At 71.4% G+C, this 13,631-nt stretch carries 11 protein-coding genes and 3 tRNA genes; 7 read left to right on the top strand and 7 right to left on the bottom strand.

Going from position 1 to position 13,631, the window contains the following annotated elements; all coding sequences use genetic code 11:
* The first annotated feature begins 289 nt into the window (after positions 1–289).
* From OIB37_RS18285 to OIB37_RS18275, 3 genes are all read left to right on the top strand, one after another.
* Complete coding sequence (locus OIB37_RS18285) at positions 290–2,155, top strand: hypothetical protein (RefSeq protein WP_330458673.1); 1,866 nt, start codon at positions 290–292, stop codon at positions 2,153–2,155.
* Positions 2,156–2,487: 332 nt separating this feature from the next.
* A complete protein-coding gene (locus OIB37_RS18280) occupies positions 2,488–3,981 on the top strand; it encodes a N,N-dimethylformamidase beta subunit family domain-containing protein (protein ID WP_330458672.1) in 1,494 nt (497 codons plus the stop codon).
* Positions 3,982–4,073: 92 nt separating this feature from the next.
* On the top strand, positions 4,074–4,973 hold the full coding sequence (locus tag OIB37_RS18275; protein ID WP_330458671.1) for a phosphoribosylaminoimidazolesuccinocarboxamide synthase: 900 nt from the start codon (positions 4,074–4,076) through the stop codon (positions 4,971–4,973).
* Positions 4,974–5,040: 67 nt separating this feature from the next.
* Here the strand turns inward: OIB37_RS18275 and OIB37_RS18270 are convergent.
* The 6 genes from OIB37_RS18270 to OIB37_RS18245 form a co-directional block, all read right to left on the bottom strand.
* Positions 5,041–5,116, bottom strand: a tRNA-Gly gene (locus OIB37_RS18270).
* A gap of 23 nt (positions 5,117–5,139) precedes the next feature.
* Positions 5,140–5,754, bottom strand: coding sequence for a response regulator transcription factor (locus tag OIB37_RS18265; RefSeq protein ID WP_330458670.1), 615 nt, complete (start codon positions 5,752–5,754; stop codon positions 5,140–5,142).
* The gene (locus OIB37_RS18260) at positions 5,751–6,752 is read right to left on the bottom strand and encodes a histidine kinase (protein WP_330458669.1); all 1,002 of its coding nucleotides are present in this window, start codon (positions 6,750–6,752) and stop codon (positions 5,751–5,753) included. Before OIB37_RS18260 ends, OIB37_RS18265 begins: the two co-directional genes overlap by 4 nt.
* A 154-nt stretch (positions 6,753–6,906) precedes the next feature.
* Positions 6,907–6,982 (bottom strand) — tRNA-Gly (locus OIB37_RS18255).
* Between the two features lie 79 nt (positions 6,983–7,061).
* A tRNA-Gly gene (locus OIB37_RS18250) sits at positions 7,062–7,133 on the bottom strand.
* Between the two features lie 168 nt (positions 7,134–7,301).
* Positions 7,302–7,619 carry a histone-like nucleoid-structuring protein Lsr2 gene (locus OIB37_RS18245; RefSeq protein WP_330458668.1) on the bottom strand — a complete coding sequence of 106 codons (318 nt, stop codon included), beginning with the start codon at positions 7,617–7,619 and terminating at the stop codon, positions 7,302–7,304.
* A 314-nt stretch (positions 7,620–7,933) separates the two neighbouring features.
* Between OIB37_RS18245 and purS the strand changes: the two genes are divergently transcribed.
* Genes purS through purL form a run of 3 tightly spaced genes read left to right on the top strand, consistent with a single transcriptional unit; the run spans position 7,934 to position 11,129 of the window.
* Positions 7,934–8,197 carry a phosphoribosylformylglycinamidine synthase subunit PurS gene (purS, locus tag OIB37_RS18240; RefSeq protein WP_015659417.1) on the top strand — a complete coding sequence of 88 codons (264 nt, stop codon included), beginning with the start codon at positions 7,934–7,936 and terminating at the stop codon, positions 8,195–8,197.
* Positions 8,194–8,874 (top strand): phosphoribosylformylglycinamidine synthase subunit PurQ, encoded by a 681-nt coding sequence (gene purQ / locus OIB37_RS18235; RefSeq protein WP_330458667.1) that lies wholly within the window; start codon positions 8,194–8,196, stop codon positions 8,872–8,874. Before purS ends, purQ begins: the two co-directional genes overlap by 4 nt.
* Complete coding sequence (purL, locus tag OIB37_RS18230) at positions 8,871–11,129, top strand: phosphoribosylformylglycinamidine synthase subunit PurL (protein WP_330458666.1); 2,259 nt, start codon at positions 8,871–8,873, stop codon at positions 11,127–11,129. Before purQ ends, purL begins: the two co-directional genes overlap by 4 nt.
* 285 nt (positions 11,130–11,414) lie before the next feature.
* Here the strand turns inward: purL and OIB37_RS18225 are convergent, their stop codons facing one another.
* Positions 11,415–12,887: an MFS transporter gene (locus OIB37_RS18225; protein WP_330458665.1), complete on the bottom strand. Its 1,473-nt coding sequence runs from the start codon at positions 12,885–12,887 to the stop codon at positions 11,415–11,417.
* A 95-nt stretch (positions 12,888–12,982) separates the two neighbouring features.
* Here OIB37_RS18225 and OIB37_RS18220 point away from each other — a divergent pair, with 95 nt between their 5' ends.
* Positions 12,983–13,627 carry a TetR/AcrR family transcriptional regulator gene (locus OIB37_RS18220; RefSeq protein WP_330458664.1) on the top strand — a complete coding sequence of 215 codons (645 nt, stop codon included), beginning with the start codon at positions 12,983–12,985 and terminating at the stop codon, positions 13,625–13,627.
* Positions 13,628–13,631: the final 4 nt, after the last annotated feature.

Here is a 13,631-nt window from a genome sequence, read left to right as displayed (position 1 = left end):
TGTACGCGCTCCGAACCGCTGGTCCAGGGCACCTCACGCGCATCCGGACCCCGGACTCCGATCCTCGGCCTGATCGTTGCTTTCTGTCACTCAGCTCTGACCAAAGCCATTCCATCGAGTGAGCAATCGTCCATCCGGCTGACTGGGGCCGAGGCCCCAACTAGGGTGCGGCGCAAGCATTCCGGCACTTGGCCCACCGGCATTGCGATGTCAGTGGCGGATGTCACAGTGGGGGAGTGGGCAACGCCAGGACAGCTCGGCATCGGCAGGGAGGGGGTGAGGTCCACTCATGACCGGAATCGGTGGGGAAGCGGGCGCGCGGGCCGCGCGGTCCCGTGCCCTGGCCGTGCTGCGGGTCCGGGGCCGGGCGCTGGGAGTGGCCGTGCTGCCCGCGGCCGCCGAGGTGATCCTGCTGGCCGGCGGTTCCACCGGCCGCTTCACCGGCCCGGGCTGGGACACGGCCCGCTGGGTGGTGGGCGTGTTCGCGCTGCTCGTACTGCTGGTCACGACCGGCATCGCCCTGGTCGTGGCCCGGGCGCGCCCCGCCGTGACCCCGACGGTCACGATCCCGGAGCGCTCCGCACCCGACCTGTACCGGCTGGTGCGTGACCTCGCGGACCGGCTCGACGTCCCCGCGCCCTCGGCCATAGCGCTCACCCCGGACTGCGACAGCTGGCTGGAGGACCGCACCCACCGGGCCCACGGCCCGCCCCCGACCCGGGCGCACGACGAGATAGCGGGCCCCGGCTCCGACCGGAGCGCCCGGCAGCGTGCCGTGCCCGCCCCCGTGCTCGTCATCGGCTCACCGTTCCTGTGGTGGATGCGTGTCGGCGAGCTGCGCGCGGTCCTCGCCCCGGTCGTCGCCGGCACGGGACCGTCCGCGCACCCGGACATAGCCGCCGCCCGCCGCTTCGTGCGCGGCCTCGACGCGGCGGTGGCCGTCGCCGCCACCCCCGGACGCTGCCCGCTGACCCGGGGCGTGTGCGCGGTGCTCGGCTGGGTGGCCCGGCTGCTGCTGCGCGGCTGCCGGGAGCACGCCGTGCTGATGGAGCGAGGGGTCGCCGCGGCGGCCGCCGAGCGCGCACAGGCGGTGGACTACGGCCTCAGGATCGTCGCCCAGGAGCAGGTCGGCCTCGCCTACGCGGGCTGGGACCGGCTGCTGACCAAGGTGGCGCTGCCCGCCTGGCGCATGGGCCGCTGGCCCTCCCGGCTGGACGCGGGCGTCGTGGCCGCGCTCACCGAGCTGTCCCGGCGCGACCGGCTGGCCGAGGGCTTCGCCTCACGCCTCGGCGAGCGCCCCGCCTGTGACCTCCTGGAGGAGCCCGGGACGATGGACGAGGCCGCCTCCCTGCTCGCCGCCCGCCTCTTCCACGGCGGCCCCGCGGAGCCCGGCCCGGAGTGGGCGCCGGTGGACTGGCAGTCGTACCCGGAGGAGGTCGTCGACCGCACCTGGCGTGCTGGCGCGGCCCGTCTGCACCGCGTCCTCGACACCCTCGGTGTCCGCCGCGCTCCCGACCCCTCCGCCCCCGACCCCGGCGGCCCCACGCTGGCCCGGGTCCTGGACCACCTCACCGAGCCCGTGCACCGGGACGACGAGGAGCCCACCGCCCGGACCGGTCCCGGCCACGAAGACGGGCCCGCCTCCGCAACGCCGCACCTTGCAACGCCGCACCCCGCCACGTCTCACCCCACCGTGCCGGTCCCCGCAGCCGACCCCACCCCCGTTCCCTACGACGAGGACGACGCCGACCCCTCCACCGAGCGCAGCTCCGCCCTCGCCGCCGGACTCAGCGCCGAGCTGGCCCGGGAGGAGATCTGCGCACCGAAGGGCGCGACAGCGGCCGGGCAGGGACACGACAGCGCGCTGTGGGACGACGGGACGTTGCCGCTCTTCCCGCTGCAGCCGCCCCGCACCGGGCGGGAGCTGCTCGCCGAGCACGTCACGGCGATGGTGTGCTGTGCCGCGGTGGACACGGCCGGGGCGACGCCCGCGCTCGACTGGCTGGACGGGCCGTCGCTGCTGCTGGGCGGGGAGAGGGCCGCGGATCTCGGGCCGAAGGTGCTGAGCCTGATCGAGGAGGGAGACCCGGGCCCGCTGCGCGAGTGGCTGGCCGCGTCCGGGATACGCCCGGAGAAGCCGGTCCGGCTGGTCTGACCCGCCACGGCACCCGTCCGGCACCCCCTCCGGGCGTCCCGCCGCGCACCCAGGCACCCCCGGCACCTCGCTCGGGCGGTCCTGGGCCCCCGCCCCCGGCCCCCGCCCCCGACCATGCCGGCACCCGCCCGGCACCCGCCCTCCCGGCGAACAGAAGGACGTAACGGAGCACCCTCTTCCACTTCAGGCCAATTCACAACGAACCGTGACCGAACCCGTGCGTTATGTGATGTGCTGGGACCGACAACGCACATGGCAAAGGCGTGCGACATACGACAGCACGGCCGAGCACCACCGACACAGACGACGGGGGCTGAGGGAGGGGAGCGTCCATGGCCTCGGACCACATCCGCCGCTGGGAGTCCGGAGCGCTCGCGCACGCCGTCACCGACCCTTTCGGTCAGGGCCCGGTCCCCTGGCTGCGCGGCAGCGAGACCTACTTCGACGCCACGGGGCAGGTCGTGCCCTGGTACGTCGATCCGCCCCAGCCGCACTCCACCGCGAACGCGCACGTCCCGGCCCCCCGCCCGGCCGACCCCGGCCCCCGCTCGGCCGACGACGTGCGCCGTCAGATCAAGGGCTTCACCTCCACCGGGGCGGTCACGCCCGGCGAGGCGATCGACTTCCACATCACGGTCGATCCGCCCCAGCAGTTCAGCGTGGACATCTACCGGATCGGCCACTACAGCGGCGACGGCGCCGCGAAGATCACCACCAGTCCCCGGCTCTCCGGCATCGTCCAGCCCGCGCCGCTGGCCGCCGACCGTACGGTCTCCTGTCACCACTGGTGGCTGTCCTGGCGCCTCCAGGTGCCCCCGCACTGGCGGATCGGCGCCTACGTGGCCGTCCTGACCACCGCCGACGGCTACCGCTCCCACGTGCCGTTCACGGTCCGCGACGACCATCCCGCCGACCTGCTCCTGCTGCTGCCCGACATCACCTGGCAGGCGTACAACCTCTACCCGGAGGACGGCCGCACCGGCGCCAGCCTCTACCACGCCTGGGACGAGAAGGGCCGGCTGCTCGGCGAGGCCGACGCGGCCACCACTGTCTCCTTCGACCGCCCCTACGCGGGTGCCGGCCTGCCCCTGCACGTCGGCCACGCCTACGACTTCATCCGCTGGGCCGAGCGCTACGGCTACGACCTCGCCTACGCCGACGCCCGCGACCTGCACGCCGGACGCGTCGACCCCGCCCGCTACCGCGGCCTGGTCTTCCCCGGCCACGACGAGTACTGGTCGGTGCCGATGCGCCGGGCCGTCGAGCAGGCCCGTGACCGCGGCACTTCGCTGGTCTTCCTCTCCGCCAACACCATGTACTGGCAGGTGGAGTTGGGGCCTTCCCCGTCCGGTGTCCCGGACCGGCTGCTGACCTGCCGAAAACGCAAGGGCCCGGGCAGGCCGGTGCTGTGGCGCGACATCGACCGGCCCGAACAGCAACTGGTCGGCATCCAGTACGCGGGCCGGGTGCCCGAACCGCATCCGCTGATCGTCCGCAACGCCGGCCACTGGCTGTGGGACGCGACCGGCGCGCACGAGGGCGACGAGATAGCGGGCCTGGTCGCCGGTGAGGCCGACCGCTACTTCCCGCGCACCGCGCTCCCCGAGCACGAGGAACGCATCCTCCTCGCGCACTCGCCCTACACCGACGGCGAAGGCGCCGTCCGCCACCAGGAGACCTCCCTCTACCGCGCACCCTCCGGCGCCTGGGTGTTCGCCTCCGGCACCTTCGCCTGGTCCCCGGCCCTGGACCGCCCCGGCCATGTGGACGCCCGCGTCCAGCGGGCCACGGCGAACCTGCTGGACCGCATCTGCAAGCGGGACTGAAGACGCCGGACCGGCACCGACACCCCTGGTCGCAACCGATCACCCGCATACGGGAGAATCGAGGCACTTGGACAGAACCACGGGGAGGAACCGTGTCCGGATTCGTAGAAAAGCCCGAGCCGATCCAGGTTCCGGGCCTGGTGCACCTGCACACCGGCAAGGTGCGCGAGCTGTACCGGAACGAGGCGGGCGACCTCGTGATGGTCGCCAGCGACCGCATGTCCGCCTATGACTGGGTGCTGCCCACCGAGATCCCCGACAAGGGGCGCGTGCTCACCCAGCTCTCCCTGTGGTGGTTCGACCGGCTGCGCGACCTGGCCCCGAACCATGTGATCAGCACCGAGCTGCCCGAGAACGCCCCCGCCGACTGGGCGGGCCGCACGCTGGTGTGCAAGTCCCTGCGGATGGTCCCGGTCGAGTGCGTGGCCCGCGGCTACCTCACCGGCTCGGGCCTCGCCGAGTACCAGGAGTCCCGCACCGTCTGCGGCCTCGCCCTCCCCGAAGGCCTGGTGGACGGCTCCGAGCTGCCCGGCCCGATCTTCACCCCGGCCACCAAGGCCGAGGTCGGCGAGCACGACGAGAACGTCTCCTACGAGGAGGTCGCCCGCCAGGCCGGCGCGGAGACCGCGGCCCAGCTGCGCCAGGCCACCCTCGCCGTGTACTCCCGTGCCCGGGACATCGCCCGCGACCGGGGGATCATCCTGGCCGACACCAAGTTCGAGTTCGGCTTCGACGGGGACACCCTCGTCCTCGCCGACGAGGTCCTCACCCCGGACTCCTCCCGCTTCTGGCCGGCCGACCAGTGGCAGCCGGGCCGCGCGCAGCCGTCGTACGACAAGCAGTTCGTCCGCGACTGGCTGACCTCCCCGGCGTCCGGCTGGGACCGCGCGAGCGAGCAGCCCCCGCCGCCGCTGCCGGACGAGGTCGTCGAGGCGACGCGGGCGAAGTACGTGGAGGCGTACGAGCGGCTGACGGGTATGAGCTGGTCGTAGTCCGTTGCCCCCGCTCCCGCGGGGGGCAACGCGAAAGGCCCCCGGTGGAAACCGGGGGCCTTCTCGATGGAGCGGACGACGAGGCTCGAACTCGCGACCTCAACCTTGGCAAGGTTGCGCTCTACCAACTGAGCTACGTCCGCACTGCGCCTTGGCGCGGCCCTAACTATACCCAACCTCGGGCGCGTGCGAGACGCACTGCCGTATGACGGTTCCCGGCGCCGAGTTTGGTGACGGCCGAGGAGAGGTAGTTCCGCACGGTTCCGGGCGACAGCGCGGCCCGCTCGGCGATCTCCGCGACCGGCGCTCCGTCGGCCGCCAGTTCCAGCACCTCGGCCTCCCGGGCGGTCAGCGGGGAGTCGCCCGCGGAGATCGCGTCGGCGGCCAACTCCGGGTCGACGTAACGGTTTCCGGCGTGCACGGTGCGGATGATCTCGGCGAGCCGTTGGGCGCTGACCGTCTTCGGGACGAACCCGCGCACCCCGGCCGCGAGCGCCCGCTTCAGGTGTCCCGGCCGCCCGTGCCCGGTGACGATCAGCACCCGGCAGCCGGGCAGTTCGGCACGCAGGGATGTGGCCACCGTCACGCCGTCGGCGCCGGGCATCTGCAGATCCAGCACGGCCACGTCGGGTTCGTGCGCCCGTGCCATCGCCAGCGCCTCGGGGCCGCTCGCCGCCTCCGCGACGACGAGCAGGTCGTCCTCCAGGCCGAGCAGGGCGGCCAGCGCGCCCCGGATCAGATGCTCGTCGTCGGCGAGCAACAGCCGTACCGGGCCGCTCATGAGGTGACTCCTTCCCCAGCCGTCAGGGGCACCTCGGCCACCAGACGGAATCCGTCCTCCCCGGCGCGTCCCGCCCGCAGCGTCCCGTCCACGGCCGCGAGCCGCTCCCGCAGCCCGGCGAGCCCCGAACCACCGCCGCTGTCGCCCGGGGCGCCGGCCCCGTCGTTCTCCACCGTCAGCACCACACGCCCCTCCCGCACCAGCAGCCCCACGGCACACCGTCTCGCGTCCCCGTGCCGCAGCACATTGGTGGTCGCCTCGCGCACCACCCAGCCCAGCGCCGACCGCACCTCGGCGGGCAGCCCTTCGCCGGACAGTCCTTCGCCGGACAGTCCTTCGGTCTCGGCCCCGACCTCGCAGTCGATCCCGGCGGCCGTCAGCACACCCCGCGCACCCGCGAGTTCCACCCCGAGGTCGGCCTCGCGGTAGCCGCGTACGACGTCCCGCACCTCCCGCTGGGACTCCTGGGCGATGCGCTGCACCTCGATCATCTGCTCCACGGCCTCGGGCCGTCCGCGCCGGGCCAGTTGGACGGCCAGCTCGGCCTTCAGGGAGATGACGGAGAGGTTGCGCCCCAGCACGTCGTGCAGGTCCCGCCCGAACCGCAGCCGCTCCTCGGCGATGGCGAGCCGGGCCTCGACCTCGCGGGCCCGTTCCGCCTCCCAGAGCACGGACAGGGTCCAGGCGCCGCAGCGGCAGCCGATCAGGGAGAAACCCGCGCCGAAGGCCGTCACCACGCCGGTCATGAGGATCGCGGTGCCGTCCGGATGGACGAGACCGAGCGCGCCGAGGACCCGGACCCGGCCGCCGGCCGGTGCCGCGAGCCCTTCCAGCAGTTCGACGGTCGATGTCTTGCCCGCCCCGTTGGTGCCCAGCAGCGCGAAGATCTCCGCGCGGGCCACGTGGAAGGTGATCCCGCGTACGGCCTCGAACCCGTCCCCGTAGACACGTCTGAGGTCGCTGACCTCGATCACGTGCTCGTGTTCGTCGTTGTCCATGGCTTCAGCGTTCCGGCGGGCGGACCGGATCAGCAGTGCGCGGTGTCATCACCCGGCATGACAAATGTCAGAGAGGCCGCGGCGGGTCAGCGGGATCGCGGCGGTCATGGGGACAAGGAAAAGACCCCGGTCCAGTGGACCGGGGTCTTTTCTGTGGAGCGGACGACGAGGCTCGAACTCGCGACCTCAACCTTGGCAAGGTTGCGCTCTACCAACTGAGCTACGTCCGCACTGCTCCCGACCGGCTCCCACCGATCGGTGCGAGCACCAGCCTACCTGATCCACAAGAGTGGTTCTGACCGGTGCCAGAGCGGGTGACAGGAATCGCACACTGCGCCTTCCCCCTGGAAGGAGGATGTTCTACTACTGAACTACACCCGCACGGTCCTCGGGATCCGGCCTTGCGGCCTCGCCCCTCGGCGTGTTCCAGACATTAGCTGATCAGCAGGGGGGTTGCGCAAGTCGGCTCCCCTCACAACCTCCCCGCCGGCCAAGTGAACGGCTCCCAGGGCCCGCTGACGGACCCTGGGGAGCTGCCCCTTCGCGGGCTCACTGGGCGGCGCTGAACGCCTCGTAGACCTTCTTGGGGATCCGTCCGCGCGCGGGGACGTCCATCTTGTTCGCCTGGGCCCAGGCACGGACGGCTGCCGGGTCGGGGGCGACCTCCGTCTGCTTGAACGCCTTGCCGGACCGCGCACGCTTGCGGCCGGCGTCCACGTAGGGCGCGAGCACCTTGCGCAGTTTCTTGGCGTTGGTTTCGTTCAGGTCGATCTCGTACGACTTGCCGTCGAGCCCGAATGCGATCGTTTCCGCCGCTTCCGAACCGTCGATGTCGTCAAAGAGAGTGACCACGACCTTTTGCGCCACGAATATCGGTCCCTTCGTGCGGCACGCACGTCGATACAGCTCACCAGCGATGACGTGCCGAGTATCGGCTATTGCCAATTCATTTGTACAGTGCCCGGCAATCCAATGTGAAGCCCGACTAAATCCGTCCGCGTGTCCGGGTGCAATAGGTGCCGTGGGTGGACCGTAGAACTTTCCCAGAATTTTTGGCGGAGGCTGGTGTTCGACACTCGATCGTGATGCGGGTCACGTAGTTTCCTCCAACTCTACTCGCGTAGAAATTTTGTACGGGTAGTCTGAAGGAACCTGCTCAGCACCACACACCGGGAGTGCCAGTGGCACGCGTCGTAGTCGACGTCATGCTCAAGCCGGAGATCCTCGACCCCCAGGGCCAGGCGGTCCAGCGTGCGCTGCCACGTCTGGGTTTCGAAGGGATCTCGGACGTCCGTCAGGGAAAGCGATTCGAACTGGAAGTTGACGGGCCGGTCGACGAGGCCGCGCTCGCGCGCATCCACGATCTCGCGGAATCCTTCCTCGCCAACACGGTGATCGAGGACTTCACCGTCAAGGTGGAAGAAGTCGCGGAGGCGGCCAAGTGACCGCTCGTATTGGCGTCGTCACTTTCCCAGGGAGTCTCGACGACCGCGACACCCGGCGCGCGATCCGTCTCGCGGGCGCCGAACCGGTCGCCCTCTGGCACAAGGACAAGGACCTCAAGCAGGTCGACGCCGTGGTGCTGCCCGGCGGTTTCTCCTACGGCGACTATCTGCGCGCCGGTGCCATCTCCCGCTTCTCGCCGGTGATGGAGTCCGTCATCGCGCAGGCGAAGGCCGGCCTTCCGGTCCTCGGCATCTGCAACGGCTTCCAGGTCCTCACCGAGGCCCACCTGCTCCCGGGCGCGATGCTGGGCAACGACCACCTGCACTTCATCTGCCGCGACCAGAAGCTGCGGGTGGAGAACGCGGAGACGGCCTGGACCGGCGACTACCGCCAGGGCCAGGAGATCCACATCCCGCTGAAGAACATGGACGGCCGCTACGTCGCCGACGAGTACACGCTCGACGAGCTGGAGGCGGAGGGCCGGGTCGTCTTCCGCTACCTGGGCATGAACCCCAACGGCTCGCTGCGCGACATCGCCGGCATCACCAACGCGGCCGGGAACGTCGTCGGTCTCATGCCGCACCCCGAGCACGCCGTCGAGCCGCTGATCGGCACGGGCCGTACCGACGGCCTTCCCTTCTTCACCTCGATCCTCAAGAAGCTGGTCAACGCATGAGCCGGACGCCTCTGGACACGGTCGAGCACGCGGCCGCGACCCCCGACGTCGAGCTGCCCTGGGCCGAACTCGGTCTGAAGAGGGACGAGTACGAGCGGGTGGTGGAGATCCTCGGCCGCCGCCCGACCGGCGCCGAGCTCGCCATGTACTCGGTCATGTGGTCCGAGCACTGCTCGTACAAGTCCTCGAAGGTCCACCTGCGCCAGTTCGGCGAGAAGGCCCCGCAGTCCGACGCGCTGCTCGTCGGCATCGGCGAGAACGCCGGTGTCGTGGACGTCGGCCAGGGCTACGCGGTCACCTTCAAGGTCGAGTCGCACAACCACCCCTCGTACGTCGAGCCCTACCAGGGCGCGGCCACGGGCGTCGGCGGCATCGTCCGCGACATCATCGCGATGGGCGCGCGGCCGGTGGCCGTGGTCGACCCGCTGCGCTTCGGCGCGGCCGACCACCCCGACACCAAGCGCGTGCTGCCCGGCGTGGTCGCCGGCATCGGCGGCTACGGCAACTGCCTGGGCCTGCCCAACATCGGCGGCGAGGTCGTCTTCGACTCCTGCTACCAGGGAAACCCGCTGGTCAACGCCGGTGCCATCGGCGTCATGCGGCACGAGGACATCCACCTCGCCAAGGCCTCCGGCACCGGCAACAAGGTCGTCCTGTACGGCGCCCGGACCGGCGGCGACGGCATCGGCGGCGCGTCGATCCTGGCGAGTGAGACCTTCGACGACGCCAAGCCGTCGAAGCGTCCCGCGGTCCAGGTCGGCGACCCCTTCCAGGAGAAGCTCCTCATCGAGTGCACCCTGGAGGCCTTCAAGGAGAAGCTGGTCGTCGGCATCCAGGACCTCGGCGCGGCCGGGTTGTCCTGCGCCACCTCCGAGCTGGCCTCCAACGGCTCCGGCGGCATGCGCGTGACCCTGGACGACGTACCGCTGCGCGACTCCACGCTCTCGCCCGAGGAGATCCTCATGAGCGAGTCGCAGGAGCGCATGTGCGCGGTGGTCGAGCCGGCGAAGGTCGACCGCTTCCTGGAGATCTGCGAGAAGTGGGACGTCATCGCCACCGTCATCGGTGAGGTGACCGACGGCGACCGGCTGGAGATCTTCTGGCACGGCGGGAAGATCGTCGACGTCGACCCGCGCACGGTCGCGCACGAGGGCCCGGTCTACGAGCGCCCGTACGCCCGTCCGTCCTGGCAGGACGCCCTCCAGGCCGACGACGCGAACAAGCTGCCGCGTCCGGCGACCTCCGAGGAGCTGCGCGAGCAGGTCCTGAAGCTGGTGGCGTCGCCCAACCAGGCCTCCAAGAAGTGGATCACCTCGCAGTACGACCACTTCGTGCAGGGCAACACGGTCCTCGCCCAGCCCGAGGACTCCGGCATGATCCGCATCGACGAGGAGACCGGCCTCGGCGTCGCCATCGCCACGGACGGCAACGGCCGCTACGCCAAGCTGGACCCTTACACCGGCGCCCAGCTGGCCCTCGCCGAGGCCTACCGGAACGTGGCGACCACCGGTGCCAAGCCGCTCGCCGTCTCCGACTGCCTGAACTTCGGCTCCCCCGAGGACCCCGCGGTGATGTGGCAGTTCGCGGAGGCCGTGCGCGGTCTGGCCGACGGGTGCCTGCAGCTCGGCACCCCGGTGACCGGCGGCAACGTCTCGCTCTACAACCAGACGGGCGACGCGGCCATCCACCCGACCCCGGTGGTCGCCGTCCTCGGTGTCATCGACGACGTCGCCCGCCGCACGCCGGTCGCCTTCCAGGAGGAGGGCCAGCTGCTCTACCTCCTCGGCGACACGCGTGAGGAGTTCGGCGGCTCGGCCTGGTCGCAGGTCGTCCACGACCACCTCGGCGGCCTGCCCCCGCAGGTCGACCTGGAGCGTGAGCGGCTGCTGGCCGAGATCCTGATCTCCGCCTCCCGCGACGGCATGGTCGACTCCGCGCACGACCTGTCCGACGGCGGTCTGATCCAGGCCGTGGTCGAGTCCGCGCTGCTTGGGGAGAAGGGCGCCCGTCTGATCGTCCCGGACGGTCTGGACGCCTTCACCTTCCTCCTCTCCGAGTCGGCCGGCCGCGCGGTCGTCGCGGTGCCGCGCTCGGAGGAGCTGCGCTTCACCGACATGTGCGGTGCGCGGGGCCTGCCGGCCACCCGCATCGGTGTCGTGGACGGCGACTCCGTGGAGATCCAGGGCGAGTTCGCCCTTCCCCTCGCCGAGCTGCGCGAGGCGCACGAAGGCACGATCCCGGCGCTGCTGGCGTAGGGCCTCTCTTCCGGATCTTGCCGGGGTCGCGGAGTCTGGCACGCACTCCCCCAAGCTCTGCGAGCAGGGGGTACCCCCAGCGGCGTTGTCGTCTGTTGCCGACGCGCCGCGTCGACTCCCTCCTCCGCCTTGCAGCTGCACGCACCAGACCCCGCTCGGGTCGGCCAGAAGGCACCGCAGACCGGAGCCGGCCTGATCCGGAAGAAAGGCCCTGGTCCGCTACAGCGGCTGTGAGAAGGTCCCGCCCGGCTGACCGGGCGGGACCTTCTCGTGTCCGCGGGCGCCCTACGCCGGGACCGTCTCCCGTACCGGCTCACCCGGCTCCTGCGGTGCCGGCCGGCTCTTCGGCAGGCGCAGGGCCAGTGCCAGGCACAGCGACATGATTCCGGCCGCGCACAGGAAGACCGTGTCCATCGCCGAGACGTAGGCGGCCACGCCCCGGACCCGTTCGGCGCCGCGCAGCGCGGCGAGGGAGCCGATGCCGCCGGGGCCGTCGTAGAGGCGGCTCAGCAGGGTGCCGAAGAGGGACGCGCCGAGGGCCGTGCCCAGGGTCTGGAAGAAGCGGGCGGCGGTCGTCGCCACGCCGAGACGGTGTGCGGGCGCCGCCCCCTGCACCAGTTGGATCAGCTGGCCGAGGAGCTGGCCGAAGCCGGCGCCGAGGAGCAGCAGCGCGCCGCGTACCTGCCAGAGCGATGTCCCGGTCCCGGTCGTGGCCAGCAGCAGGAACGCGGCCAGGGTGACGACCGAGCCGCTGATCACGAAGGTCCGCTCGGACCAGCCGCGCGCGCCGAGCCGGCTGGTGAGGACGCCCGAGGTCACGATGCCCGCCGCCATGGGGATGAGGAACAGTCCGGCGGAGGAGCTGGGGACGGCGCGGGCCACCTGGAGATAGACCATGAGGTAGTAGATCGCGCCGGTCAGGGCGAGGCCGATCAGCCCCTGGAGGGCGAAACCGAGGCGCAGTTCGGGGACGCGGAACAGGGCGGGCGGCAGGATCGGCTCGGGCGCGGTGGCCTGGCGGCGCAGCAGCAGGGCGAGTGCGGCGGCGCAGGCCAGGGCCAGGCCGAGCACCTGCGGGGAGGTCCAGGCGTACTGCTTGCCCCCCCATTCGGTGACCAGCAGCAGCGCGGTGGCGAAGGCGGCGGCGAGCGCGGCGCCGGGGAAGTCGATCGCGCGGCCGCGGGTGACGCGGGGGAGCCTGAGGACGACGGCGCCGGTGGCGAGCGCGGCGATGCCGAGCGGCAGGTTGATGAAGAAGGCCCAGCGCCAGTCGGCGTGGTCGGAGAGGAAGCCGCCGAGCCACGGGCCGACGGCCATGGCGCCGCCCGCGACGAACCCGCCCGCCGCCGCGCCTCCGCTCTTTTTCTGCTCGGGGCCTCTGAGGTGCACGATCACCACCATCGTGACGCTCATCAGGCCGCCCGCGCCGATGCCCTGCACCGCCCGGGAGGCGATCAGCCAACCGAGCGAGGGGGCCGCGCCGCACAGCGCCGAGCCGGTCAGGAAGGCGCCGAGGGCGCCGAGGAAGACGGGCTTGGCGCCGACCGTGTCGCAGAGTCTGCCGTACAGGGGCAGCACCGCGGCGGAGGCCAGTGCGTAGGCGCTGACCAGCCAGGGAATGCGGGCGATGCCGTGGGCGGGGTCCAGGTCCCGGACGATCGGGACGGTCGCCGCGGACACGATCTGCGTGTCGAGTACGGCCAGGACGATCGTGACGAGACAGACGAGGAAGCCGAGCCGGCGCTGGATCAGGGTCATGGCATCACCATGCCCGGCGTTCATGTACCGAGTCAATCTTTCGGCCTGGATTAATATTCATCCTGGCTTAAATTTCATCGCGGTAAGGTGCTGACATGGCTGATGAGGCGATGGGGCTGCGCGAGCGCAAGAAGCTGCAGACGGCACATCGGATCTACCGGGTCGCGATCGAGCTGTTCGTCGAACGGGGCTTCGACGACGTCTCCGTGCAGGAGATCGCCGACGCCGCCGAGGTCTCCAAGATGACCGTCTTCAACTACTTCGGCACCAAGGAGGACCTGGTCTTCCGGCCGATGGAGGAGCACTTCGCCGACGCGGCCCGCGCGGTGCGCGAACGGCAGCCGGGCGAGTCCGCCGTGGACGCCGTGCGCCGGCAGTTCCTGGAGCTGGTGGAGAGCCGCGACCCCTCGGTCGGGCTGAACCCCGATTCGTTCGCCCGCCAGGTGCGCCAACTCGTCCTGAGCACACCGGGCCTGATGGAACGCGCCTTCCTCGCCGCACAGAAGGGCACCCGGGAACTGGCCGCGCTGCTGGCGGCCGAGACCGGCGATCTCATGCAGGGCACGGTCGCCGCCGCCACCCTCAGCGCGGCCCGCAACGCCCTCATCGAGGAGCACCACCGCAGGCTCGCCGAGGGTGAGAGTGCCGACCGCATCGCCGCCGACGCCCCCGAACGCGCCGGGATCGCCTTCGGGTTGGTGGAGAACGGCCTCAAGAACTTCGCGGTGAGGCAGGCATAGGCTC

The sequence above is a fragment of the Streptomyces sp. NBC_00820 genome, assembly GCF_036347055.1.
In the GTDB taxonomy this organism is placed as follows: Bacteria; Actinomycetota; Actinomycetes; order Streptomycetales; family Streptomycetaceae; genus Streptomyces.
The sequence above is the reverse complement of the archived record's forward strand: the minus strand, read 5'-3'. Positions and strand labels throughout refer to the sequence as shown.

Bases quoted from the DNA above. Each gene is read 5' to 3' on its own strand.
- OIB37_RS18285 (WP_330458673.1), top strand. From the start codon at position 290: ATGACCGGAATCGGTGGGGAAGCGGGCGCGCGGGCCGCGCGGTCCCGT.
- OIB37_RS18280 (WP_330458672.1), top strand. From the start codon at position 2,488: ATGGCCTCGGACCACATCCGCCGCTGGGAGTCCGGAGCGCTCGCGCAC.
- OIB37_RS18265 (WP_330458670.1), bottom strand. From the start codon at position 5,754: ATGAGCGGCCCGGTACGGCTGTTGCTCGCCGACGACGAGCATCTGATC.
- OIB37_RS18260 (WP_330458669.1), bottom strand. From the start codon at position 6,752: ATGGACAACGACGAACACGAGCACGTGATCGAGGTCAGCGACCTCAGA.
- purL (WP_330458666.1), top strand. From the start codon at position 8,871: ATGAGCCGGACGCCTCTGGACACGGTCGAGCACGCGGCCGCGACCCCC.
- OIB37_RS18225 (WP_330458665.1), bottom strand. From the start codon at position 12,887: ATGACCCTGATCCAGCGCCGGCTCGGCTTCCTCGTCTGTCTCGTCACG.
- OIB37_RS18220 (WP_330458664.1), top strand. From the start codon at position 12,983: ATGGCTGATGAGGCGATGGGGCTGCGCGAGCGCAAGAAGCTGCAGACG.